The sequence below is a fragment of the Pseudophaeobacter sp. 1A09344 genome (assembly GCF_041008745.1).
In the GTDB taxonomy this organism is placed as follows: Bacteria; Pseudomonadota; Alphaproteobacteria; order Rhodobacterales; family Rhodobacteraceae; genus Phycobacter; species Phycobacter gallaeciensis_A.
Genome location: NZ_JAXGFS010000013.1, coordinates 35,509 through 58,775 on the forward strand (window position 1 = coordinate 35,509; position 23,267 = coordinate 58,775).

20 protein-coding genes are annotated in these 23,267 nt (G+C 60.6%); 11 read left to right on the forward strand and 9 right to left on the reverse strand.

Annotation, left to right across the window (positions count from 1 at the left end):
* Nucleotide 1 precedes the first annotated feature (1 nt).
* The 3 genes from SM765_RS19055 to SM765_RS19065 all read left to right on the forward strand — a co-directional run bounded on the left by SM765_RS19055 (nucleotide 2) and on the right by SM765_RS19065 (nucleotide 4,412).
* Nucleotides 2-598: a TIGR04282 family arsenosugar biosynthesis glycosyltransferase gene (locus SM765_RS19055; protein WP_274837905.1), complete on the forward strand. Its 597-nt coding sequence runs from the start codon at nucleotides 2-4 to the stop codon at nucleotides 596-598.
* 50 nt (nucleotides 599-648) lie between these two features.
* Nucleotides 649-2,934 (forward strand): ribonuclease R, encoded by a 2,286-nt coding sequence (gene rnr, locus SM765_RS19060; RefSeq protein WP_274831674.1) that lies wholly within the window; start codon nucleotides 649-651, stop codon nucleotides 2,932-2,934.
* A gap of 131 nt (nucleotides 2,935-3,065) precedes the next feature.
* Nucleotides 3,066-4,412 (forward strand): lytic murein transglycosylase, encoded by a 1,347-nt coding sequence (locus tag SM765_RS19065; protein WP_274837904.1) that lies wholly within the window; start codon nucleotides 3,066-3,068, stop codon nucleotides 4,410-4,412.
* Nucleotides 4,413-4,490: 78 nt separating this feature from the next.
* On the opposite strand, the gene SM765_RS19070 is transcribed toward SM765_RS19065, so the two are convergent.
* The 6 genes from SM765_RS19070 to SM765_RS19095 all read right to left on the reverse strand — a co-directional run bounded on the left by SM765_RS19070 (nucleotide 4,491) and on the right by SM765_RS19095 (nucleotide 12,260).
* The gene (locus SM765_RS19070; protein WP_065272164.1) at nucleotides 4,491-5,666 is read right to left on the reverse strand and encodes an ABC transporter permease; all 1,176 of its coding nucleotides are present in this window, start codon (nucleotides 5,664-5,666) and stop codon (nucleotides 4,491-4,493) included.
* Nucleotides 5,667-5,671: 5 nt separating this feature from the next.
* Nucleotides 5,672-7,351, reverse strand: coding sequence for an ABC transporter permease (locus tag SM765_RS19075; protein ID WP_274829393.1), 1,680 nt, complete (start codon nucleotides 7,349-7,351; stop codon nucleotides 5,672-5,674).
* A 129-nt stretch (nucleotides 7,352-7,480) separates the two neighbouring features.
* Entirely contained in the window at nucleotides 7,481-8,581 is a 1,101-nt protein-coding gene (locus tag SM765_RS19080) for an extracellular solute-binding protein (RefSeq protein ID WP_065272162.1), read from the reverse strand.
* An 84-nt stretch (nucleotides 8,582-8,665) separates the two neighbouring features.
* Nucleotides 8,666-9,766, reverse strand: a complete 1,101-nt coding sequence (locus SM765_RS19085) for an ABC transporter ATP-binding protein (protein ID WP_274829392.1) — start codon at nucleotides 9,764-9,766, stop codon at nucleotides 8,666-8,668.
* A gap of 347 nt (nucleotides 9,767-10,113) precedes the next feature.
* Complete coding sequence (locus SM765_RS19090; RefSeq protein WP_274837903.1) at nucleotides 10,114-11,508, reverse strand: aspartate aminotransferase family protein; 1,395 nt, start codon at nucleotides 11,506-11,508, stop codon at nucleotides 10,114-10,116.
* A gap of 65 nt (nucleotides 11,509-11,573) precedes the next feature.
* On the reverse strand, nucleotides 11,574-12,260 hold the full coding sequence (locus tag SM765_RS19095; RefSeq protein WP_274829391.1) for a GntR family transcriptional regulator: 687 nt from the start codon (nucleotides 12,258-12,260) through the stop codon (nucleotides 11,574-11,576).
* A 141-nt stretch (nucleotides 12,261-12,401) separates the two neighbouring features.
* Between SM765_RS19095 and SM765_RS19100 the strand changes: the two genes are divergently transcribed.
* The 5 genes from SM765_RS19100 (at nucleotide 12,402) to SM765_RS19120 (ending at nucleotide 17,741) form a co-directional block, all read left to right on the forward strand.
* Nucleotides 12,402-13,487 (forward strand): polyamine ABC transporter substrate-binding protein, encoded by a 1,086-nt coding sequence (locus SM765_RS19100; RefSeq protein WP_065272159.1) that lies wholly within the window; start codon nucleotides 12,402-12,404, stop codon nucleotides 13,485-13,487.
* 111 nt (nucleotides 13,488-13,598) lie between these two features.
* A complete protein-coding gene (locus tag SM765_RS19105; RefSeq protein ID WP_274829389.1) occupies nucleotides 13,599-14,726 on the forward strand; it encodes an ABC transporter ATP-binding protein in 1,128 nt (375 codons plus the stop codon).
* Entirely contained in the window at nucleotides 14,726-15,607 is an 882-nt protein-coding gene (locus tag SM765_RS19110) for an ABC transporter permease subunit (RefSeq protein WP_065272158.1), read from the forward strand. Before SM765_RS19105 ends, SM765_RS19110 begins: the two co-directional genes overlap by 1 nt.
* Nucleotides 15,604-16,419, forward strand: a complete 816-nt coding sequence (locus SM765_RS19115; RefSeq protein ID WP_065272157.1) for an ABC transporter permease — start codon at nucleotides 15,604-15,606, stop codon at nucleotides 16,417-16,419. Before SM765_RS19110 ends, SM765_RS19115 begins: the two co-directional genes overlap by 4 nt.
* Complete coding sequence (locus SM765_RS19120; RefSeq protein ID WP_274837902.1) at nucleotides 16,419-17,741, forward strand: NAD(P)/FAD-dependent oxidoreductase; 1,323 nt, start codon at nucleotides 16,419-16,421, stop codon at nucleotides 17,739-17,741. The genes SM765_RS19115 and SM765_RS19120 overlap by 1 nt, the downstream gene beginning before the upstream one ends.
* Here SM765_RS19120 and SM765_RS19125 read toward each other — a convergent pair.
* From SM765_RS19125 to fliK, 3 genes are all read right to left on the reverse strand, one after another.
* A complete protein-coding gene (locus tag SM765_RS19125; RefSeq protein WP_274839014.1) occupies nucleotides 17,714-18,529 on the reverse strand; it encodes a phosphotransferase family protein in 816 nt (271 codons plus the stop codon). The two genes, SM765_RS19120 and SM765_RS19125, sit on opposite strands and share 28 nt — an antisense overlap.
* 132 nt (nucleotides 18,530-18,661) lie before the next feature.
* Nucleotides 18,662-19,342, reverse strand: a complete 681-nt coding sequence (locus SM765_RS19130; protein WP_065272154.1) for a FlgD immunoglobulin-like domain containing protein — start codon at nucleotides 19,340-19,342, stop codon at nucleotides 18,662-18,664.
* Nucleotides 19,343-19,345: 3 nt separating this feature from the next.
* On the reverse strand, nucleotides 19,346-20,674 hold the full coding sequence (gene fliK, locus SM765_RS19135; protein ID WP_274837900.1) for a flagellar hook-length control protein FliK: 1,329 nt from the start codon (nucleotides 20,672-20,674) through the stop codon (nucleotides 19,346-19,348).
* A 522-nt stretch (nucleotides 20,675-21,196) separates the two neighbouring features.
* Between fliK and SM765_RS19140 the strand changes: the two genes are divergently transcribed.
* The 3 genes from SM765_RS19140 (at nucleotide 21,197) to SM765_RS19150 (ending at nucleotide 22,906) form a co-directional block, all read left to right on the forward strand.
* Nucleotides 21,197-21,502, forward strand: a complete 306-nt coding sequence (locus SM765_RS19140; protein WP_274831681.1) for a rod-binding protein — start codon at nucleotides 21,197-21,199, stop codon at nucleotides 21,500-21,502.
* Nucleotides 21,499-21,858: a flagellar export chaperone FlgN gene (locus tag SM765_RS19145; RefSeq protein WP_065272151.1), complete on the forward strand. Its 360-nt coding sequence runs from the start codon at nucleotides 21,499-21,501 to the stop codon at nucleotides 21,856-21,858. The genes SM765_RS19140 and SM765_RS19145 overlap by 4 nt, the downstream gene beginning before the upstream one ends.
* A gap of 214 nt (nucleotides 21,859-22,072) precedes the next feature.
* Nucleotides 22,073-22,906 carry a flagellin N-terminal helical domain-containing protein gene (locus SM765_RS19150; protein ID WP_274831682.1) on the forward strand — a complete coding sequence of 278 codons (834 nt, stop codon included), beginning with the start codon at nucleotides 22,073-22,075 and terminating at the stop codon, nucleotides 22,904-22,906.
* The last annotated feature ends 361 nt before the right edge of the window (nucleotides 22,907-23,267 follow it).

Below are 23,267 nucleotides of genomic sequence, written 5' to 3' on the forward strand. Positions count from 1 at the left end.
GATGAAAAGACAAACCCTTGTCATCATGATCAAGGAACCGCGCCCGGGCCGGGTCAAAACGCGGTTGGGACAGGGGATCGGCGTGATCCCTGCAACCTGGTGGTTTCGTCATCAATCGGCCCGGCTGATCCGCGCCTTGCGCGATCCGCGCTGGCAGATCGTTCTGGCCGTGGCCCCGGACCGGGCCGTCACCTCCCGCGTCTGGCCCGCTGATCTGCCGCGTTTGGCGCAGGGCGGCGGTGATCTGGGGCAGCGCATGAAGCGGATGCTCAAAGGCGTGTCCTCTGCCCCGGCGCATGGCCCCGTCTGCCTGATCGGCGCCGATATTCCCGGCATCACCCGCGCCCATATCGCCCGTGCTTTTGCGGCGCTGGGACACTCGGATGCGGTCTTTGGCCCGGCCACCGATGGTGGCTACTGGCTGGTCGGGGCAAAACACCCGGCCCGCCTGCCGCAGACCCTGTTTCAGAACGTGCGCTGGTCCAGCGAGCACGCGCTGGCCGATTCTGTTGCGACACTGCCGGGCTGGCGCATTGCGCAGACAGACATCTTGAACGACGTGGACACGGCAGCAGATCTGCGTCAAAGCCGCAGCTGACCCGCTCTTTTCATCATGACCTTGTCTTCGGGTCATGATACGCGGGAGATATGACCCGTATCCCCTCCAAGGCCGAAATCCTCGACTGGATTTCCGCCCACCCGACCCAGAACTCGAAACGCGACATTGCCAAGGCCTTTGGCATCAAGGGGGCTGACCGTATCGACCTCAAGCGCGTATTGAAGGAACTGGAGGCCGAAGGGCACCTGGAGAAGCGCAGGAAAACCTACCGCGATCCAGAACAATTGCCGCCCGTCACCATCCTGACGGTCAAACGTCCAGACCGGGACGGCGATCTGTTTGGCCGCCCGATGGAATGGCATGGCGAAGGGGTGGAACCCATTATCCTGCTGATGCCGCGCGCCTCGGATCCCGCATTGGGGGAAGGCGACCGGATCCTGGCCCGGCTGACCGCCGTCAAAGGCGCGGATCACAATTACGAAGCCCGGCTGATCCGCCGTATCGGTACCAACCCCAAACGGGTGCTTGGCGTCTTTCGCACCGGTGCCGAAGGGGGCCGGATTGTCCCGATTGACAAATCCAGCTCGACCGAATGGAGCGTGGCGCCGGATGCAACGGGCGGCGCCAAGGATGGTGAACTGGTCGAGGCCGAACAGGCCGGTCCCAAGACCCGTCTGGGCCTGCCGCGCGCGCGCGTCGTCGAACGTCTGGGCGACCCATCGGCGCCCAAGGCGGTATCGCTGATCGCGATCCACCAGCACGGCATTCCTGACCAATTCCCCGATCAGGTGATGGCCGAGGCGGACGCCGCCAAACCCATTGGCCTGAAAGGACGCGAAGACCTGCGCGACCTGCCGCTGATCACCATCGACCCGGTGGATGCGCGCGACCGCGACGATGCCTGTTTCGCCGAGGCCGACACCGATCCCAAGAACCCCGGCGGCCATGTGATCTGGGTCGCGATTGCCGATGTGGCCGCCTATGTACGGCCCGGCTCCGCATTGGACCGCGAGGCGCGCAAACGGGGCAACTCCAGCTATTTCCCCGACCGCGTGGTGCCGATGCTGCCGGACCGGCTGTCAGGCGATCTGTGCTCGCTGCATGAAAACGTGCCGCGCGCCTCTGTGGTGGTGCGGATGCAGGTCGATGCGGAGGGCAACAAGATCGGCCATCGCTTCATGCGGGCGCTGATAAACTCCAGCGCCGCGCTTAGCTATCAAGAAGTGCAGGACGCCATGGACGGGCGCCCGAGCGAGAAGACCGCGCCCCTGCTCGAGGACGTGATCAAACCGCTTTATGCCGCCTATCGCGCCCTGACCAAGGCCCGCGCCGCGCGTCAGCCGCTGGATCTGGATCTGCCGGAACGGCGCATCGTGTTGGATGACGACGGACAGGTTGCCTCGGTCAATTTCCGTGACCGGCTGGAGGCGCACCGGCTGATCGAGGAATTCATGGTGCTTGCCAATGTCGCGGCTGCCGAGACCCTGATCAAGAAACGCACACCGCTGGTGTTCCGCGTGCACGAAGAACCGGCGCCAGAGAAACTTGAGGCGCTGCGCGAAACAGCGCAGGCGGCGGGTCTGAACCTCGCCAAGGGACAGGTGCTGCAAACCCGGCATCTGAACGCGCTGCTCAATGCGGCGGCGGGCACGGACGATGCAGAGCTGATCAATATCTCGACCCTGCGGTCGATGCAGCAGGCCTATTACAACCCTGAAAACTTTGGCCATTTCGGGCTGGCCCTTCGCAACTATGCGCATTTCACATCCCCCATCCGGCGCTATGCGGATCTGATCGTGCACCGAGCGCTGATTACCGCCCATGGCTGGGGGCCGGACAATGGCAAGGATGGCCTCACCCCCGATGAAATCGAGCGGCTGGACGACACCGCCACTCATATTTCCGAGACCGAGCGCCGCTCGATGATCGCGGAACGTGACACCACGGACCGCTATCTGGCGGCCTACCTGTCGGAACGGGTCGGCAATGAATTTACCGGCCGGATCAGCGGCATTGCTCGGTTCGGCGCCTTCGTGAAACTGGATGAAACCCATGCCGACGGGCTGGTGCCCGTGCGTACTATCGGACGCGAGTTCTTCCATTTCGATGCTGATGCCGGGACGCTGATGGGGGCCGATACCGGTCTCACGCTTGCCATCGGTCAGCGCGTCACCGTCAGGCTGACACAGGCCGCGCCGGTCACCGGCGGTTTGGAGCTGGAGCTGCTGTCGATTGAGGATCAGGCCCTGCCCAAAGGTGGCAGTGGGCGCGGACGACGCAGCCCGGCGGGCCGCACCGTCAAACGCAAGGCGGCAAAATCCAAACACAAGGCCGCCAAGACCAAGCGCAAGGTCGAACGCAAACGCCGCAAGTAAAACAGCCAATAGATCCGGCCTGCTACGCCGGTTCGGCGGCGCCTTGCGCGCCTGCCGATTGCACCCTTTTGCGATGGACCTGCAATGATTACATTCAAGCTGAGCAGACACTGAACCAAGGTAGTATTCCCATGCGGATCTGGATGAAGGCGGCAGCCCTTGCCGCGACCGGCGCAGTTGCAGCACAGGCCGGACCCGACGAATCCCTGCGCCCCCCTGAGCGCCCGGTCGAACGCGGCGCCCCGGCGGCTGATGGCTCTTACCAGCTGGCGGCGGCGATCTCGTTGCGCCCCTTGAGCCGCCCCAGCGGGCTGGCACCAGACATCGTTCAGGACGATCAGGTGGTGCCGGTCGCCGCCAACAGTGGCTTTCAGGCGTGGATCAACGGATTCCGGCGCCGTGCCATGACACAGGGGATCTCCTCTTCGACCCTGAACCGCGCCTTTCGCGGGGTGGAGTATGACAACGACGTCATTCGCCGCGACCGCAACCAGTCCGAGTTCACCAAGACGATCTGGGAATACCTAGACAGCGCCGTCTCGGACTCCCGGGTCAAGAACGGCAAAAAGGCCCTGCGTGAACAGCGGCGGCGGCTGAACCGGATCGAAGCCACCTATGGTGTCGACAAGGAGGTCGTGGTCGCCGTCTGGGGCATGGAAAGCAACTATGGCAACCACCGCGGCAATATGAACGTCATTCAATCGCTGGCGACGCTGGCCTATGACGGACGCCGCGGGCGGTTCTTTGAAAAGCAGCTGATCGCGGCGCTGAAGATCCTGCAATCGGGCGACGTCGCCCCGCGCAAGATGACCGGCAGCTGGGCCGGGGCCATGGGGCACACCCAGTTCATACCCACCTCCTATCTGGCCTATGCTGTGGATTTCACTGGCGATGGCAAACGCGACATCTGGTCGGAAGACCCCTCTGATGCGCTGGCCTCGACCGCCGCTTATCTGAAGCGGTTCGGCTGGGTCAAAGGCCAGCCCTGGGGCGTCGAAGTGCAGCTACCGCGCGGGTTCAACTATGGTCTGGCTAGCCGGTCGGTGAAGAAATCCCCCGCGGAATGGGCCCGGCTGGGTGTTGTTGGAACCAACGGGCGCGCCGTTCCCAACCATGGCACGGCCTCGATCTTGCTGCCCGCCGGCGGGAATGGCGCCGCCTTCATGATCTTCAAGAACTTCTCGGTCATCGAGCGCTATAACGCCGCCGATGCCTATGTGATCGGGGTGGGGCACCTGTCCGACCGCATCGCAGGCGGACCGGCGATCCAGGCGGAATGGCCGCGCGGCGACCGCTCCCTGAATTTCCGGGAACGCAAGGAGCTGCAGCAGCGCCTGTCGCGGGCCGGTTTCAACACCGGCGGCGTCGATGGGAAGATCGGCCCCAAGACGCTGGCCGCGATCCGCGGCTATCAGGCGTCGAAAGGCCTGATCCCGGATGGTTATGCTTCGCTCAAGCTACTGCGGCGCCTGCGCTGAGCCACACCTCACGACGAGCAAAAGAAAAGGCCCCGCATCCTCTGCGGGGCCTTCTTTATTTCAGCGTTCTGTGGCGTATCAGCCTGGGCTCATGCCGCGCAGACGTTCGGAGCGGCGACGCAGCAGTTCCAGCACCGTCAGCAGGCAGATTGAGATCCCCACAAGGATGGTCGCAACCGCCAGAATGGTGGGCGAGATCTGTTCGCGCAGGCCGGTGAACATCTGCCACGGCAACGTCTTCTGCCCGGCGGAGCCGACAAAGAGCACCACGACCACCTCGTCAAAGGAGGTGATGAAGGCAAAGAGACCACCGGAAATCACACCGGGCAGGATCAGCGGCATCTGCACCCGGAAGAAGGTGGTCACCGGATCGGCGCCCATGTTCGCCGCAGCGCGGGTCAGCGAACGGTCAAAGCCCACCAGCGTCGCAGTCACGGTGATGATCACGAAGGGAATCCCCAGCGCCGCGTGGGCCAGAACCACGCCAAAGTAGGTGCCCTGCATCCCGATGCGGCTGTAGAAGAAGTACATGCCCGCAGCCGAAATGATCAGCGGCACGATCATCGGAGAGATCAGGATCGCCATGATCGCGCGGCGGAAGGGCACGTGCGGCTGGCTCAGACCAATCGCCGCCAAGGTGCCGAAGCTGACCGACAGGATCGTCGCCATCGGCGCGATCTTAATCGAGTTCCACAGCGCCTGCTGCCAGTCGTCATTGCTGAAGAAGTCCTTGTAGTGCTTCAGCGAATAGCCAGCCGGATCAAAGCGCAGCATTTCCGGGGTGAAAGTGAAGAAGTTCTCGGCATTGAAGCTGAGCGGCATCACCACAAGGATCGGCGTGATCAGGAAGACGAAGATAACGCCGCAGATCACCCGGAAACTGTAATGCCACAACACCTGACCGGGGGTCAGATAGGGCGGCAGATGCGCCCGGTAGCGCGAGGTCGCCAGCCAGAAGATGAACCAGCCCGCGAACCAGCCGAACAAGCCGCCCACCACCGCGGCGGGCAGCCCGCCGAACAGGTAGCCCAGCACCAGGAACAGCGCAAAGGTCGCCCAGCGCAGCGGTTTTTCCTTGTCGGTCATACCCGCAAAGACAAATCCAAGTACGCCCAAGATGGCGCCGCCGACGAGGATCCCGATCAGGCCGGTGGCCTGAGCGGTGCCCACGAAGAGACCAAAGAAGGCTCCGGCGCCAGCTGCCACAGCAGCGGTGAAACCGGGGGTTTGATTTGTAACAGGAGTCAATGCCATGTCGATTATCCCAGTTTCACGTTGTCGATGCCGACGATCTTGTCATAGGCCCAGTATAGCACCAGAACGACGACCAGAAGGATCGCGCCAAGTGCAGCCGCGAGGCCCCAGTTCAGCGAAGACGAGATGTGATAGGCGATCCGGTTCGAGATGAAGACACCCTTGGTGCCGCCGACGATTTCCGGGGTGATGTAGTAGCCGATGGCCAGAATGAAGACGAGGATCGACCCCGCGCCGATACCGGGCACCGACTGCGGGAAATAAACCCGCCAGAAGGCCGTCCAGTTGGTCGCGCCCAGCGACTTCGCCGCGCGCAGGTAGGATGGGTTGATCGTCTGCATCACCGAATACATCGGCAGGATCATGAAGGGCAGCAGGATGTGGGTCATCGCCACGATGGTACCGAACTGGTTGTTAATCATCACCAGCCGGGCGTCATCCGCCACAAGCCCCAGCCAGACCAGCACGTCGTTGATGACGCCCTGTTGCTGCAGCATCACCTTCCACGCCGATGTCCGCACCAGAAGCGAGGTCCAGAAAGGCAGCAGCACCAGGATCATCAGCAGGTTGGCCGAGCGTGTCGGCAGGTTCGCAAGGATCCAGGCCACCGGGTACCCTAGCAGAATACAGGAACCCGTGATCACCAGAGACATGAACATCGTACGCTTGAGCAGCGTGATGTAGATCTGCTGGTTCTCGGGGCGCGCTTCGGCGCCATCCGGGCCTTTCTGCATGTCGATGGAGTTCAGGAAATAGCCGCTGGTATATTTCGGGCTGTAGGTCTGGATGGTGCGCCAGTTGTCGACGTCGCCCCAGTCTTCGTCGATATCGAGGAAGGCTGCCTTGAAGGAAATCGGCTCCAGATCGGCCAGTGCTGCGCCCGCGGCCTGAAGTTCAGCCGCGCCGGGGCCGCTATAGCTAGCCAGTTTTTCTGCGCCACCGGGGGCCTGCACTTCGGTGGCAAAGGCCACGAAAACGCTTTCCCAGGGATCTTCTTCGGCCACGACATCCTGATCAATGATCGCCGTGAACAGCGCGAAATCGGTATAGGCGGTCGCCATGCGCGGGAAGAGTTCGGAAATCTCGGCGCCGGGAACAAAGCCGATATCGGCCGGGAAAACCTCATCCGTGAGATTGCGCATCTTTTCGCGCTGTGCGGTCAGCAGATCGGAATTGCCCGCCGCGCCACTGCCACCGGTCATGATTTCGAACCAGAGCGCCTCATCCTTGAGGGCGCGATCGGCAGCGCGTTCGATGGCTTTGACGTGGTCCTTGCCGATGTCATCAACCTTGCGGCCGCTGCTGCGGAACAGGGAGGAAATACCGGTCTGTTCATAGTTCAGGCGGGTGCCGAGCTTGGTATGCTCCTTGGCCTCTGCCGCCACAAATAAATCGTAATATAGCTCTTCATATACCGCGTCGCCGGGGGCTTCACCGCTTTTGGCGTCCCAGTCGGCAAGGGTGACCACGGTCTTGGGAAGCGTGTCCGAAACGATCCGGTTCTCGACCGAGCGGAACAGCATGTCGCCGATCGGGAGAATGAAGGTCAGAAGGATGAAGAGCAGAAGCGGTGCGATCAGCATCAGCGCACGCATCTTTTGCATTCTCAGGGCGCGGGCCAGGCTGCGCTTCAATGGCGTGCCGTCAGCCGCCAGAACCGGGCCGGATTGGGTGGTGTCGCTCATATCTATCCCTGTGTTTTGCCCGCTGTGTCGCCCGCGGGTTTTGCTCTTCCGGTCGTTCAGATGCGACCTGATACGAAGAGTGGGTGCCAGAGAGCGCCGGGCGCTCTCTGGCGAGGTCTTCAGACCGGCTTACTTGGCCAGCCACGCCTGGAATTTGGCGTCGATGTCGTCGCGGTAGTCAGCCCAGAACTCGTAGTTGTAGAGGAACGTGTTCTTTGCGTTTGCCGGATCGGTCGGCATGTGCGGCGCCATGTCGATGCCCAGTTCGGCGTGCTTGCCAACCAGCGGAGCGGAGGACGCACGGGCCGGACCGTAGGAGATGTACTTGGCCTGGTCCGCCAGACGCTGGGTGTCGGTTGCGAACATGATGTAGTCCAGCGCGCGGGCTTTACGCTCGTCGGACAGACCTGCCGGAATGATCCAACCGTCCAAGTCGAACACCTGCGCGTCCCACATCATGGCGACGGGCTGCTTCTGCTCTTCGATGACCGAGAACAGACGACCGTTGTAGGTGGAGCCCATCACGACTTCGCCGTCAGCCAGCAGCTGCGGAGTGTCGGCGCCAGCAGACCACCAGATCACGCTGTCCTTGATGGTGTCGAGCTTGGCCAGGGCCTGCTCTTGACCTTCTTCGGTCTCCAGCACGTCATAGACTTCGTCCTTTGCAACGCCGTCGCAGAGCAGAGCCCATTCCATGTTGTTGATCGGACGCTTCTCCAGCGCGCGCTTGCCCGGATAGGCTTCCAGGTCGAAGACGTCGCAGATGTCATCCGGAGGCGTATCGCCGACCATGTCGGTGCGGTAGCCGAAGGTGGTCGAGTAAACGATCTGCGGGATGAAGCAGTCGGACACCAGCAGTTCGCCGAAGTCTTCGGAGGCCGGGGTGCCATCGGGCGCGGCGGCCAGTTGCTCATCCGCGTCGATTTCCATCGCCAGACCTTCGTCGCACAGACGCATCGCGTCCGCAGCAACCACGTCAACCACGTCCCAGGTCACGTTGCCCGCTTCGTTCATCGCGCGCAGCTTCGCAACCGCTTCGGCCGAGCTTTCGTCGTTGATGATCTTGACGCCGGTCTTTTCAGCATAGGGCTCGTGATAGGCCTTCAGCTGGGAGTTCGAATATGCGCCACCCCAGGACACGATGGTCATCTCGTCTGCCATTTCTGCGAACGCCATCGGCGCGCAGAGCGCCGTCGTGGCGGCAAGGGCTGTCAGTTTGGTGAGTTTCATAAACACTCTCTCCTTGTTGATCTTGAATTTAACTGTGATCCCCCGGTCACTTGGCCGCCGGGGGTTTCAAAGCGCGCGCCGTCGTCAGGCGTCCAGCGCGCGGCAGTCTTCGGGCAGCCAGCCGATTTCAATCTGCTGGCCCGGCTTCAGGCGAACCTGGTCCGGTGCGTTCCGTGTCTTGATAATGAATTCGTCATTTCCCGCCACCCGCAGACGGGTACGGAAGATGTCACCCATGTAGATGAATTCCAGCACTTCGGCCTTCAGGGTGTGGGCGCCTTCCTGCAGGCGTTCCTTGTTGTATTCGACCCGCTCGGGGCGGATGGAAACGCGGGTGCGCTCGCCGGGCTGGGACACGTTGATCGGCTTACAGTCGATCAATTCGCCACCATCCAGCTGCACCAGAGCAAGACCGTTGTTGATCTCTTTCACGGTGCCTTCAAGGGTGTTGTTCTCACCAATGAACTGCGCGACGAAGCTGTTTTCCGGCTCTTCATAAAGCTGATCCGGCGGCGCCAGCTGCTGAATACGGCCATCGTCGAACACAGCAACGCGGTCCGACATGGTCAGCGCTTCGGTCTGGTCGTGGGTCACATAGACCACGGTAATGCCCAGACGGTGGGCAAGATCGGTGATCTCGAACTGCATCTTTTCGCGCAGCTGTTTGTCCAGCGCGCCCAGCGGTTCGTCCATCAGAACCAGCTCGGGTTCGAACACGAGCGCACGTGCCAAAGCGACCCGCTGCTGCTGACCACCCGAAAGCTGCGCAGGGCGGCGGCCGCCAAAGGCGCCCATTTCCACCATGTCCAGCGCACGCTTGACCTTCTCTTCACGCTCGGACTTGCCCATCTTGCGGACTTCCAGCGGAAAGCTGAGGTTCTCGGCGATGGTCATATGCGGGAACAGCGCATAGTTCTGGAACACCATGCCGATGCCACGCTTGTGCGGCGGAATGTTGTTGATCGAAACACCGCCCAGACGGATATCCCCGTGGGTGGCGGTTTCAAATCCGGCAAGCATCATAAGGCAAGTTGTCTTGCCAGAGCCAGACGGCCCAAGCATTGTCAGAAACTCACCTTTAGGCATCACCAGGTTAAGGTCTTTGACGACGAGCGTTTCGCCATCATAACTCTTTTGGACACGTTCGAATTCAACGAACGCATCACTGTTTGACGCATCAGCCAAAACAGGCTCCCCGTGTTAATTTGGCAGTTTGGTCTGCACTCGTTGCACTGATGTAAACATACCCACCATGGTGGATGCAACCGGATCGTCCTTTCAGTGCTTGAAACTAGCTTAGGGACTAGCTTTCAGCGGATCGGACCGATTGCGACCGCAAAAGCAGAATTTGCGGCATATTTTAAATGATCATACAGGAGAATCCTCTGCCACGGGCTCCCTTTCACGAAAATGTGCAAGAAAAGGCCCTGCGCCGGGAAGATCCTTTGATTCCGGCACAGGGCCTGTTTTTCAGGCAAATAATGCATGCCAAACACCGCTTTCCTGCCGAAATTCGGTGTTTGCGCTTAAGTTCAGGCGCTGTGCAGCAGGTCTTGCTCTTTCAGTGCGGCATAGCATTCGTCCAACGACAGGCGGGCTCGTTCGATCAGGGTATCGATCTCGGCCGGGGTCATGACCAGCGGAGGAGAGATGATCATCCGGTCGCCCACATGGCGCATGATCAAATTATTGGCAAAGCACCGCTCGCGGCAGATATAGCCCACCGTTCCGGCAGGTGCCGCAAAGGCAGCCCGCGCTTCTTTGTTCGGTGTCAGCGCGATTGAGCCCATCATGCCAACGATCTTGGCCTCCCCCACCAGCGGGTGATCAATCAGCGCCTCCCATTGCTCTTTCAGATAGGGCGCAGCCACATCCTGCACGTGACCAACCACGTTTTCCTCTTCGAGAATGCGCAGGTTTTCCAGCGCCACCGCCGAGGACACCGGGTGCCCGGAATAGGTATAGCCGTGGTTGAATTCGTCGCTCGCGATCACGGCGGCGACCTCATCTGACACCACCGAGCCGCCGATCGGCGCATAGCCCGAACTCAGCCCCTTGGCGATGGTCATGATGTCCGGGCGGATGCCCATGGTCTGGCTGCCAAACCAGTTGCCGGTGCGGCCAAAGCCACAGATCACCTCATCCGCGATCAGCAGGATCTCGTATTTATCGCAGATGCGCTGAATTTCCGGCCAGTAGGTTTCCGGGGGCACAATGACGCCGCCCGCACCCTGAACTGGTTCTGCGATAAAGGCTGCGACGCGGTCTTCGCCCAGTTCCAGAATCGCCTGTTCCAGTTCCTGCGCGCGCTGCAGGCCGAACTCTTCGGGGGAGGTGTCACCACCCTCGGCCCACCAATGCGGCTGGTTGATATGGTGAATATCCGGGATCGGCAGGCCGCCCTGTTCATGCATCGCCGACATCCCGCCCAGGCTGCCGCTGCCAACCGAAGAGCCGTGATAGGCGTTCTTGCGGCTGATGATGATGGATTTGGTCGGTTTGCCTTTCAGCGCCCAGTAGTGACGCACCATGCGGATGTTGGTGTCATTCGCCTCAGATCCCGACCCGGCAAAGAATACATGGTTCAGATCACCGGGCGCCAGTTCCGCAATCTTGTTGGCCAGAGCGATGACCGGCACATGCGAGGTCTGGAAGAAGGTATTGTAATAAGGCAGCTCGCGCATCTGGCGCGCGGCGACATCGGCCAGCTCGTCACGGCCATAGCCGATGTTGACGCACCACAGGCCCGCCATCGCGTCGAGGATCTCGTTGCCTTCACTATCGGTCAGCGTGACACCGCTCGCGCGGGTGATGATCCGGGCGCCTTTTTCCGCCAGTTCACCATTGGCGGTGAAGGGATGCATGTGGTGCGCGGCGTCCAGGGCCTGCAATTCGGCCGTCGGCATGTGGTTGGTGATCGCATTCATGGGAGTCGCTCCAAAAATAAGAGATTGGCCCCAGAATATGATCAAATTTCACGGTGTCAATCGAATCAGTTGTCCGGATCCAGCCCCATGCTGACCTGATCCATGCCCTGACAAACGTCCCGCTCCATCGCCAAAGCAGCCATTTCGGGATCCCTGCGACGCAAGGCCTCAAGGATGTCCTTGTGACGGTCCGGAAAGCTCTGGGTGCCAAAGCGGCCACAGACCACCCGCAGGGACGGGCCAAAGCGCAGCCACAGGCGATCCGCAAGATCGGTCAGGATCGGAGCGGCGGCGCGACTGTATAATGCGGTGTGGAAACTGTAGTTCTGCGCCAGATACCCCGGCACATCGCCTGCGGAAATCGCCTGATCCAGCGCCGTGTCGATGCGCTCCAGCTCAGCGATATCGGCGTCCGAAACCTGTGTTGTTGCGAGCCTGACAAGCTCACACTCAATTGTTTTTCTTGCGAAAATAAGCTCTTTGACATCCGATGTCCGCAACAAGGGAACGGAAACACGCCGGTTACCCTGAAACACCAGCGCCCCATCCGAGATAAGTCGGCGGATCGCCTCGCGGACCGGTGTCATCCCAACCCCCAAAGCCGCAGTCAAACCCTGGATTGTTACCGCCTGCCCCGGCGCCAGTTCACCGAACAGGATCTGCGCGCGCAGCTTTTGATACACGGCCTCATGGGCCGGCGTTTTCGCCGCGCCGTCTTCTGCATTCTGGGCCGAAGATGTGATCTCTGTCACCTTGGGGTATCCTCCTAGTTTTTGGGCAGCTTGCACCAAGAACCACCCGGTGAAAACATAAACAGTATTGCCCCACGAGGCAAAACTTGATCAAATCCACCCCAGCCGGGCAATGAAACCGGCAGGCACAGGGAGATACTCATGACACTCAAGACGATGACACTGACCGCCGTCGTTGCCCTTAGCAGCACGGCCGCCATCGCGGAAGAGGTGCGCGTTTATAACTGGTCCGACTACATCGACGAAGCCCTTCTGGAAAAGTTCGAGGCAGAGACCGGGATCGATCTGATCTACGATGTATTCGACAGCAACGAACTTCTGGAAACCAAAATGCTGGCCGGCGGGTCGGGCTATGACGTGGTGGTGCCCAGCGGCACCTTCCTGCAGCGCCAGATCATGGCAGGCTCTTTCCAGAAACTGGACATGTCCAAGCTGCCCAACCACAAGAACATGTGGGATGTGGTCGAAAACCGCACCGAACAGTACGACCCGGACAACGCCTATTCCATCAACTACATGTGGGGCACCACCGGCATCGGTGTGAACGTTGGCAAGGTCAAGGAACTGCTGGGCGACGATGCCCCGATCAACTCGCTTGAGCTGGTCTTCAACCCCGACAACATGGAAAAACTGGCCGAATGCGGCGTCCATTTCCTGGATGCCCCGGCAGAAATGATCCCCGCTGCACTGAAATACATCGGCGAAGATCCCGACAGCCATGACCCGGACGTGATCGCCAAGGCCGAAGGCGTCTTCATGGCGGTGCGCCCCTATATCCAGAAATTCCATTCCTCCGAATACATCAACGCGCTGGCGAATGGTGACATCTGCGTGGCAGTGGGCTGGTCCGGTGACGTGCTGCAGGCCCGCGACCGCGCCGCCGAAGCCGACAATGGCGTCGAAATCGCCTATCATGCGGCCGTCGAAGGCGCCCAGATGTGGTTCGACCAGATGGCCATTCCGGTCGACGCCCCGAACCCGGATGCGGCGCATGTGTTCCTGAACTTCATCATGGACCCGCAGAACATGGCGGCGGCATCAAACTACGTCTACTACGCCAACGGCAACAAGGCATCGCAGGAATTCCTGGTTGAGGACGTGATCGGCGATCCGGCGATCTACCCGGATGAAGCCACCCTGGCCAACCTGTTCACCACCACGCCCTATGCCCCCAAGGTGCAGCGCGTCGTGACCCGTCTGTGGACCAAGATCAAGTCGGGCACCTGATCCGATATCGCCTGATCCGGCAGGGCGCACCCTGTGCCCTGCCGGGCTATGCCAATACACCTTCCAAAGGGGCCAGTGCCGCTTTGGACCTGGACCGCGCAGGGGGCCGGATTGACACTTCCCGTTTTTGAACCCTGGAACGACCCCGAGGCCAAGCCTCTGATCGAGTTCCAAAATGTCACCAAACGCTTTGGTGAGTTCACCGCAATCGACGATCTGACAATCGGTATATACGAGCGGGAGTTCTTCGCGCTTCTTGGCCCCTCGGGCTGCGGCAAGACCACGCTGATGCGGATGCTCGCCGGGTTTGAAACCGCGACCGAAGGTAAGATCTATCTCGCCGGTCAGGATATCGCCCCGGTGCCGCCGAACAAGCGCGCGGTGAACATGATGTTCCAGTCCTACGCGCTGTTCCCGCATCTCAGCATCTGGGACAATATCGCCTTCGGGCTCAAACGCGAAGGCATGCCCAAGGACGACATCGCCGAGCGGGTGGAGAACATGCTGCGCCTGACCCGGCTGGAAAAATTCGCCCGCCGCAAACCGCACCAGATCTCGGGTGGACAGCGGCAGCGGGTGGCACTGGCGCGGTCGCTGGCCAAGGCGCCAAAACTGCTGCTGCTGGACGAACCCCTTGGTGCGCTCGACAAGAAGCTGCGCCAGGACACCCAGTTCGAGCTGATGGACATTCAGGAGAAGACTGGCACCACCTTTGTCATCGTCACCCACGACCAGGAAGAGGCGATGACCGTCGCCAGCCGCGTTGCGGTGATGGACAACGGCAAGATCATGCAGGTCGCCACCCCGGATCGCATCTACGAGACCCCCAATTCCGTTTACGTCGCCGATTTCATCGGTGATGTGAACATCATCGACGGCACCGTCACGCCCACCGGCGAAGACAGCTATGCCCTGAACTGGAAAGAAGGGCAGGAACCGCTGACGGTCAAAACCCCCAACACGTTCTCGGACGGGCAGACCGCACATCTGGCCATCCGCCCGGAAAAGGTCACCATCACGGCAGACCGTCCCGAAGGCGCCGATAACGCGGTGCAGGGCAAGATCCTCGACATTGCCTATCTCGGTAATATCTCGACCTATCACGTTGAACTGCCCTCTGGCGCGGTGATCAAGGCGCAGGCCGCCAATACCCGCCGCATCTCGCGCCGGGCCTTTACATGGGAAGACACTGTCTGGCTGTCCTGGACCGCCACGGCAGGCGTCCTGCTGGCGAACTGATGCGCCGCTTTGCCCTGATCATTGTCCCCTACCTGTGGCTCTTTGCGCTGTTTCTGGTGCCTTTTGCCATCGTCCTGAAAATCTCGCTTTCGGATGTGGCGCTGGCGCGCCCGCCCTATATGCCGCAATTCGACTGGGCGACGGGCATCTGGACCTTCCTGTCCGAGCTGGACTTTGAAAACTTTGTCTGGCTGACACAGGACGATCTATACTGGAAAGCCTATCTCAGCTCGCTGCAGATCGCCTTCTTCTCGACAGTGCTGACGCTGCTGGCGGGTTATCCGATCGCCTACGGCATGGCGCGGGCGCCGTCCGAATGGCGCGCGACGCTGATGATGCTGGTGATCCTGCCGTTCTGGACCAGCTTCCTGATCCGCGTCTACGCCTGGATGGGCATCCTGTCGAACGAAGGGTTCCTCAACCAGTTGCTGTTGTGGCTGGGGATCATCAACGAGCCGCTGACCATCCTCAACACCAATACCGCCGTCTATATCGGCGTGGTCTATACCTACCTGCCCTTCATGATCCTGCCGATCTATTCCGCGCTAGAGCGGATGGATGAATCGCTGATCGAAGCGGCCGAGGATCTGGGTTGTTCGCGGCTCTCCGCCTTTTGGCTGGTGACCATCCCGCTGTCGAAACCCGGCATCATCGCGGGCTGTTTCCTCGTCTTCATCCCCACCTTGGGCGAGTTCGTGATCCCGTCTCTGCTCGGCGGATCCGACACGCTGATGATCGGCAAGGTTCTGTGGGAAGAGTTCTTCTCGAACCGGGACTGGCCGGTTGCCTCGGCCGTGGCGGTAGTGCTGCTGCTCCTCTTGATCGTTCCCATCGTGCTGTTCCAACGCAACCAGCAGAAACAGCAGGAGGCCGAACAATGAACAGGATGAGCTGGTTCAATACCGTTTCGCTGACGCTTGGCTTTGCCTTTCTTTATGTGCCGATGGTGATTCTGGTGATCTTCAGCTTCAATGAAAGCAAGCTGGTCACCGTCTGGGCGGGCTTTTCGACCAAATGGTACAGCGAGCTGATGCAGAACGAGGCCTTCCTCAACGCCGCCTGGGTCACCATCAAGGTCGCGGTCTTCTCCTCGACCATCGCGACGGTCCTTGGCACCATGGCCGCCTATGTCATGGTGCGCGGCGGGCGGTTCTTTGGCCGCACCCTATTTTCCGGGATGATCTACGCACCCCTCGTGATGCCCGAGGTAATCACCGGTCTGTCGCTGCTCCTGCTGTTCATCGGCATTGGGCTGGACCGGGGGATTCTGACCATCGTTCTGGCGCATACCACCTTCTCCATGTGCTACGTGTCGGTGGTGGTCTCCTCGCGATTGGTGACATTCGACCGGTCGCTGGAAGAGGCCGCACTGGATCTGGGCTGTTCCCCGGCGGAGGCATTCCGTCTGGTGACCCTGCCCATCATCGCGCCTGCGGTGATCTCGGGCTGGCTGCTGGCCTTTACCCTGTCGCTCGATGATCTGGTCATTGCCTCTTTCACCTCGGGACCAGCGGCCACCACCCTGCCGATCAAGATCTTTTCGGCGGTGCGCCTTGGGGTCTCCCCAGAGATCAACGCGCTGTCGACCATCATGATTGCCATTGTCACCATCGGCGTGATTTCGGCCTCGTTGGTGACGAAACACCAGATGGTGCGGCAGAAACGGGATGAACAGGCGGCGGCGCGGACCTGATGCGGCGGATCTTCTCTGACTACGCCTATGGCCCGGGCCCGCGGGACGGCTGCTGGTGGGATGGAACCATTGCTGCCCCCGACTGGCCCAGGCTGTCCGGTGAGGTGACAGCCGATGTCGCAATTATCGGCGGCGGTTTCACCGGCATGTCCGCCGCCCTGCATTTGGCCGAGGCCGGAGCAAAGGTCGCCCTGCTTGAAGCTGAAACACCCGGCTGGGGTGCCTCCGGACGCAACGGCGGTTTTTGCTGTATCGGCGGTGCCAAGCTGTCGGGCGCTGCCATGCGACGCAAATTCGGCGCCGAGGCGACCGACATCTATGATGCCGGTGAGGTCGCCGCCGTCGATCTGGTGCGCCAGCTGCTGGACCGTCACCAGATCGATGCCGATACCCACTCGGATGGCGAAACCCAGATGGCCCACAGCCCGCGCGCCATGAAGGCGCTGCGCCGACAGGCCGATGAGATTGCCGCTGCGGGCGGCTCACCGCAGTTGCTGGAACAGCATGAACTGGCCGCGAACGGAATGAACGGCGGCTTTTTTGGCGCCCTGACTACCCCGGTGGGATTCGGTCTCAATCCCCGCAAATACCTGTTCGGCATCGCCCGCGCCGCGCAATCTGCCAGGGCCCGCCTGTTTCAGAACAGCCCGGTCACCGGACTCAGCCGCGCATCGAGCGGCGGGCATATCCTGACAACACCAGACGGTGCTTTGCACGCCGATCAGGTGATCGTGGCCACGAACGGCTATTCCTGGGACGGGCTTCCGGACTGGCTGTCAGGCCGCTATATCCCGGCGCAATCCACAGTGATGGTGACCCGCCCACTCAGCGATGAGGAGCTTCAGGCGCAGGGTTGGTTCAGCGATCAGATGGCCTTTGATACCCGCAACCTGCTGCATTATTTCCGGCTGATGCCGGACCGGCGGTTCCTGTTTGGCATGCGGGGTGGGCTTTTTGCCTCGCCACGTTCCGAAACCGCGATTCGCCGTGCACTGCGTCAGCATTTTGACATCATGTTCCCCGAATGGAGCACAGTGGAAGGCACGCATTTCTGGTCTGGCATGGTCTCCATGGCGCGCAATCTGGTGCCGTTTGTCGGGCCGGTGCCCGGTGAAAAAGGGATGTTCGCGGGCCTGTGCTATCACGGTAATGGGGTTGCCATGGGCAGCTATTCCGGTCGGTTGCTGGCTGATCTGGTGCAGGGAAAGCAACCTGATCTGCCCTATTCACCCGTTGTTCAGAGCATGGGGAAATTCCCCTTTGGCCGCGCCCGCCGGGTGGTGATGCCGCCCGCCTATGCGGTGCTAGGGATGATGGACTGAAGCGCGGCGATCTCCAGCTGCATTGCGGCCCGGTCCTGTGCCCCGCCTTGCTCCGCTTTCCACAGACAATAGGCTGCCATGCGCCAATGGAACCAGGGCTTCAGGGCCTCTGTACGCTCGACGACCTGCCGGTCCGGATAGGCCGCAAGAAAGGCGGCCTCCTCCGCGCGGCTCAAGACTTTGCCGCGGTACAGGAATTGCATTGCGGGCGACAGAAAAAGTGCCAGATCCTCGGCCGGATCGCCTTTCTGCGGGCATTGCCAGTCGATCAGGGTCAGTGTTCCGTCATGCGCCACCAGATTGCCTGGCACCGGATCACCATGGATGAGGCTGGTCCGGGAGGCGGGCGACACCTGTCCTGCGGGGCGCAACGCGCGCAGATCCGCGCCACCTTGGGTTTGGGACAGGATGCTTTCGGTCTGCGCCGTCAGCATCGCGCTGCCATTCACGCCTGCGGGAACGCCTGCGAAAACCGGCTGATCATGCAACCTGCCAAGCAGCCGGGCCACTTCGGCAGCACCGCGCTGCCAGGGAGCGCCCTCAATATGAGAATAGGCCAACCAATGGCGCCCCTCGAAATGACCAGAAGTGACCAGATGCGGCACCATTCCGGTCCCAGACAAGGCCGAAAGCGCTGCAATTTCCCGCAAGGGATCATTGGCAAACAGCGGATTTTTTCGTCCCGGCTCGAACAATTTCACCACCAAATCGCCCATGCGCCAGACATGATTCGAACGCCCCCCGGTCAGGATCCGGGGGGCGCGCGCCTCAAATCCCGAGGCGTTCAGATACGTAAAGAATCTGCTGTGAAATTCAGGCGATTTGGCTGACAGGGTCCGCTCCAGTCTTCATCCCCCGGCGAAATGCGAGGGTATCAGGGGACGATGCCCCCCGATGTTCCGGCGGTCCCTGCCCTATTGTCAGGTCTCGGCCGGAGCGTCGCGAAGCCCCGTCACAGTGGATGCCAAGATCGCCGAGCCGCCTTCGGTGATCAAGACCACATCGCCGCCCTGCATCTGGGTTTCCGTCACCTTGGTATAGACCTCGGCCAGATCCGTCAGCAGAACATCGCCGTCACGGCTGCTTTCGATGGTGAAGGCATAGCTGCCGGGTTCGAGCGTATTGCCCTCCTGATCGGTGCCATCCCAAGAATAGGGCTCCGCCGAAACAGGCAGGTTGATACGAGCGACTTCGGTCCCATCAGCATCTGTGACGACCATTGTCACCTGATCCGCAGCAGCCGCCGGATTGGGGGCCACAACCACCGGAGAGGATCCGTCAAAATAACCCGGCGCCGCAACGCGGGCCTCCATGCCCACCCAGCCGGACATCGCCGCCATGTTGGACAGGCCCAGCTGATTCTGCATGGCGAGCAGCAGATCGTTGCCCTGAACCTGTTGCTCCACCATCGAGAACTGCGCCAACTGTGATGCATATTCCGTCGAATCGAGCGGTTCCAGCGGATCCTGATAACGCGCCTGGGCGGTCAGCATTTTCAGGAAGGTTTCAAAGTCCGAAGCCAGTCCGGTCGGACGCGTGGCTTTCGCGGCGCTGGCCTGTGTCGTTGTCGCGGCACTGGCCGCGCTTACAGCATCTGTCATGGTTCAAACTCTCATATCAACGCCGGTCGAGCCCAACCGGAGGTTCTGTATCTGTGTTTCAGCGACCTCATCGGTCGCGCTCATATCGGTGGCCCCGGTCGAGGCGCCATGCCCGGTCCCGGCACCGGTGCCATCGCCCAGTCCCTGCTGCGCCTGACCGCCCGCGGAATCACCGCTGCTGAATTCGAACGAGATGTCCTGGAACCCCATGCGGCGGAATTCCTCGGCCAACTCATTGATATGCCGACGCATCAGATCGCCAGTTTCCGGGCGTTCTGTCTGGATGATCATGGTGATGCCGTTTTCACTGGTCGCAACGCGCATCTTCACCTTGCCCAGCTCTTCGGGGTTCAGTGAAACATCCACGTTCCGGTCGCCTTTCGCCACGAATGCTTCGGCCATTTGCGAAGCGATCATACGCGGGGTTTCCGGTCGGTGCGTAATTCCGGGCTGGAACACCGCTTCGGTCAGAAGCTGCGGCAGCCCGGGAAGATCTGCTGTCATGCTCAACCCGCTACCGGATGAATCCCCCAGCAGCCCCGGCGCCTGCGACAGTTTCATGGTGTCTGCCTGCAACGCCTGCATCATTGCAATGGCGGAATTGGTGGTTGCGTTGACTGCAGTGGCCGCGTTTGTCTGGACACCCGCAGCGGCAGTGGATGCCTTGGCCACTTCGGCAGCGGCCTGCGCATCACCATTGCGGGTGCGATAGCGCGCCTTGCGGGAATCCCCGGCTTCTGCGTTTTCGACCTGCATTTGGAACACAGACTTCGGCACGCTGTCGGCGGAAGATGTCTTGCTCGCGGCGGCAGCGGCAGCGGGCGTCGCCTTGTCTGCTGCAGCCATCCGGGCGTCAGCCGCCTTTTCTTCTGCTTTCAACGATGCTTTCGCCTCTGCCGGACTAGCCGGTGTCGCGGATTTGGTCGCGTCAGCCGCGGTTGCAGGGCTGGCCGGGGTTGCCGCCGCAGCGCCTGGCTTGTCCTGAGCCACTCTGGCGACGGCCTGATCTGCGGCTCCGGTCTGCGTTCTGGCGGGGCTTGCTCCCTCCTCCTGGGCCGCTTCGGTATTGACCGTCATGGCCGACTGTTCGCCGACCTTCACATCGCCACCGCCCGCGGTGGCTTTACCACCTGACTGTGCCGCCCGCGCCGGGGCCTGGTTTTCAATCGTCTCTCGTCCGGCAAAGGCTGCGCCTGCGGCAGCCGGACCTTGCGCTTTTTCCTCGCCTGCCGTCTGAGCTGTCGTGTTCCCGGCCGCTTTTGAAGCGGCTGCTTCGCCGTCTTCTGCCACCGCCGATCCGGCGACAGCTCCCTGACCTATCTTCTGCCCCACGCGCGCACCTTCAGGCAGATCTGCAGACCTGGCAGACCGTTTTTCCGCATCCAGAGCCGCATGTCCTGCCGAAATGGCCGCTTCGCTCGGCGTTTCAACATCCTCTCCCGCTGCGCTCCCGGTCGATTCTCCCGTCGCCTGATCGGCAACCGCGTCCTCTGAGCTGGCGGACGCGCTATCCGCCTCAACAGCAGCCTGAGAATCAGCCTGATCCGCTATGCCGCTATCGATTGTTTCTGATGTTTGGGACTGTGCCGCCTCCTGCTTGGAGGATGCGTCATTTACATAATCTGCGAACGAACGATCCTGAGTCTTCTTCGGAGCATCCTGCGCTGGGGAGGTCTTGCTGCCTGTGGCTCCGCCAAGGGCCTGACCTATGAGTGATGTGGTATGCATGGGTTTCCAGACGTTCTATCTCGATACCCCCTTCTACCTCAAAGCGGTTACGGCAATTTTAACCGGTTATGTCGCAGTCTCAGAAAAATCGAAGCAATTCGTAGTTTCTGTCAGACCGAGGCCAAAATGCCGAATGCAACCATATCCCCCCTGTCACAGGCCCTGCCGCAGGCCAAGCCCCAGCCCGTGCAACAGCCCCCGCAAGATGACCCTCTGCGCAAGGCGGCGCTCGAGCTAGAAGCTTCATTTTTGGCGGAAATGTTGAAATCTGCGGGGCTTGGTGAATCACGCGAAGGACTTGGCGGCGGCGGTGCTGGAGAAGAACAGTTTTCCAGCTTTCTGGTCCGTGCCCAGGCAGAACAAATTGCAAAAGCCGGCGGCATCGGGCTCGCCGAATCACTCTATCACGCACTGAAGGAATCTCAGAAATGACTGACCAAAATCCCCAGACCCTCATCGATGAACTGGATACCATCCTCGACGAAGAGCGCGCTGCCCTTATGGACGGCGATTTGAAAAAAATGGAAGCCATCCTTGCGCGAAAAGAACAGGCGATCGAAGCGCTCAACAGTTTTTCCGATCTGGAACGCCAAACCCTTTCGAAGGTGCAAAGCAAGGTCACGCGTAATCAGGACCTTCTGGAAAGCGCCATGGAAGGCATCCGCTCGGTCGCAACACGTATGGCGGAATTGCGCCGGGTTCGCAAAGGTCTGGACGTATATGACAGCGCGGGCCGCAAGACCCGCTATGGCACCCGTTTGGACCAGAAACTCGAGAGACGCGCGTAAGGAAATACAACCAAAAGAGGATATCACAGAAGCTTTATCTCGCAATTAGGGTTCCTTTAGCAAACTCCACAACAAAGTCCGCTTGCGCCTCGGGAAACGAGGTGGCGCGGAAGCCAGATGGCTTAACGCATAGTCAGAAAGACGTCAGAGATGTCCTTCGGGACAGGAAATACTCGGGGACGAAACGTCTCATATTGCTAAAGGACTAAAAGCTATGACCAGCATTCTGACGAACAACGGCGCAATGGTCGCCCTGCAAACCCTAAACTCCATCAACATGAACCTGGAGAATACCCAGAACGCGATTTCCACCGGTAAAGACGTCGCAACGGCCAAGGACAACTCGGCCATCTGGGCGATCTCGAAAGTCATGGAATCGGACGTTGCCGGCTTCAACGCGGTAAGCGACTCGCTGGCTCTGGGGGAATCCACTGTTGCGGTTGCAACGGCCGGCGCCGAACAGATCACCGAGCTCCTGAAAGAGATGAAGGAAAAAGTGGTCAATGCGACCGGGGAGAACGTGGAAAACGGGAAACTTGCCGCCGAAGTTACCGAGCTGAAAAACCAGATCACCTCGATCATCAAAGGGTCGCAGTTCAACGGTGCAAACCTGCTGAACAAGAACGGTGGCAACCTGACTGTTCTGTCCTCGCTTGACCGCAATGGGACTGGCACATCCTCTACAGTATCCGCTTCGAACATCACCGTAGCCTCGGTTAACTTTGAGGATAACCTGTCCCTGGGGACCATCGATGTTTCGAATTCAACGCAGGCTGAACTTTCTATCTCGAAGATTGAGTCTCTGATCCAGACTGCAATCAACGGCGCTGCTGCCCTGGGTGCTTCGGCAGCCCGCATTGAGAAGCAGGCCGACTTCGTCTCAAAGGTGTCTGACGCGATGAAGAGCGGCATCGGCGCGCTGGTGGATACTGATATGGAAGCCGCATCCGCGCGATTAAAGGCGTTGCAGACACAGCAACAGCTAGGGGTACAGGCGCTATCGATTGCAAACTCGGCGCCACAGACCCTACAGCAGCTGTTCCGTTAAACGGCCTGATCCGGGGCGCGCCAGACGCGCCCCGGTTTCTTATCCTTAGCCCCTCATCGATGAACGAAATGTCGGCCTCGGCGAAGGGCGTACTGCCATGATGGATGGCGCTTTGAAAAAGAGAAAAGCCGTCCTCGTGCGACAAGAACAGGCGATCGAAGCGATCAACAGTTTTTCCGACCTGAAACGCCAGCCCTTTTCGACGGCGTGAGGCAAGGTCACGCGCATTCAGAACCCATCGAAAAGTGCCATTGGGGAGGGGCATCCGCTCAGTCGCAGCACGAATGGCGAACCTGTGCCAGTTGCGTGGCGATTGCAATCAGTGGACCCCACACACGAGCCTAGATGAGCTCCCCCGTAC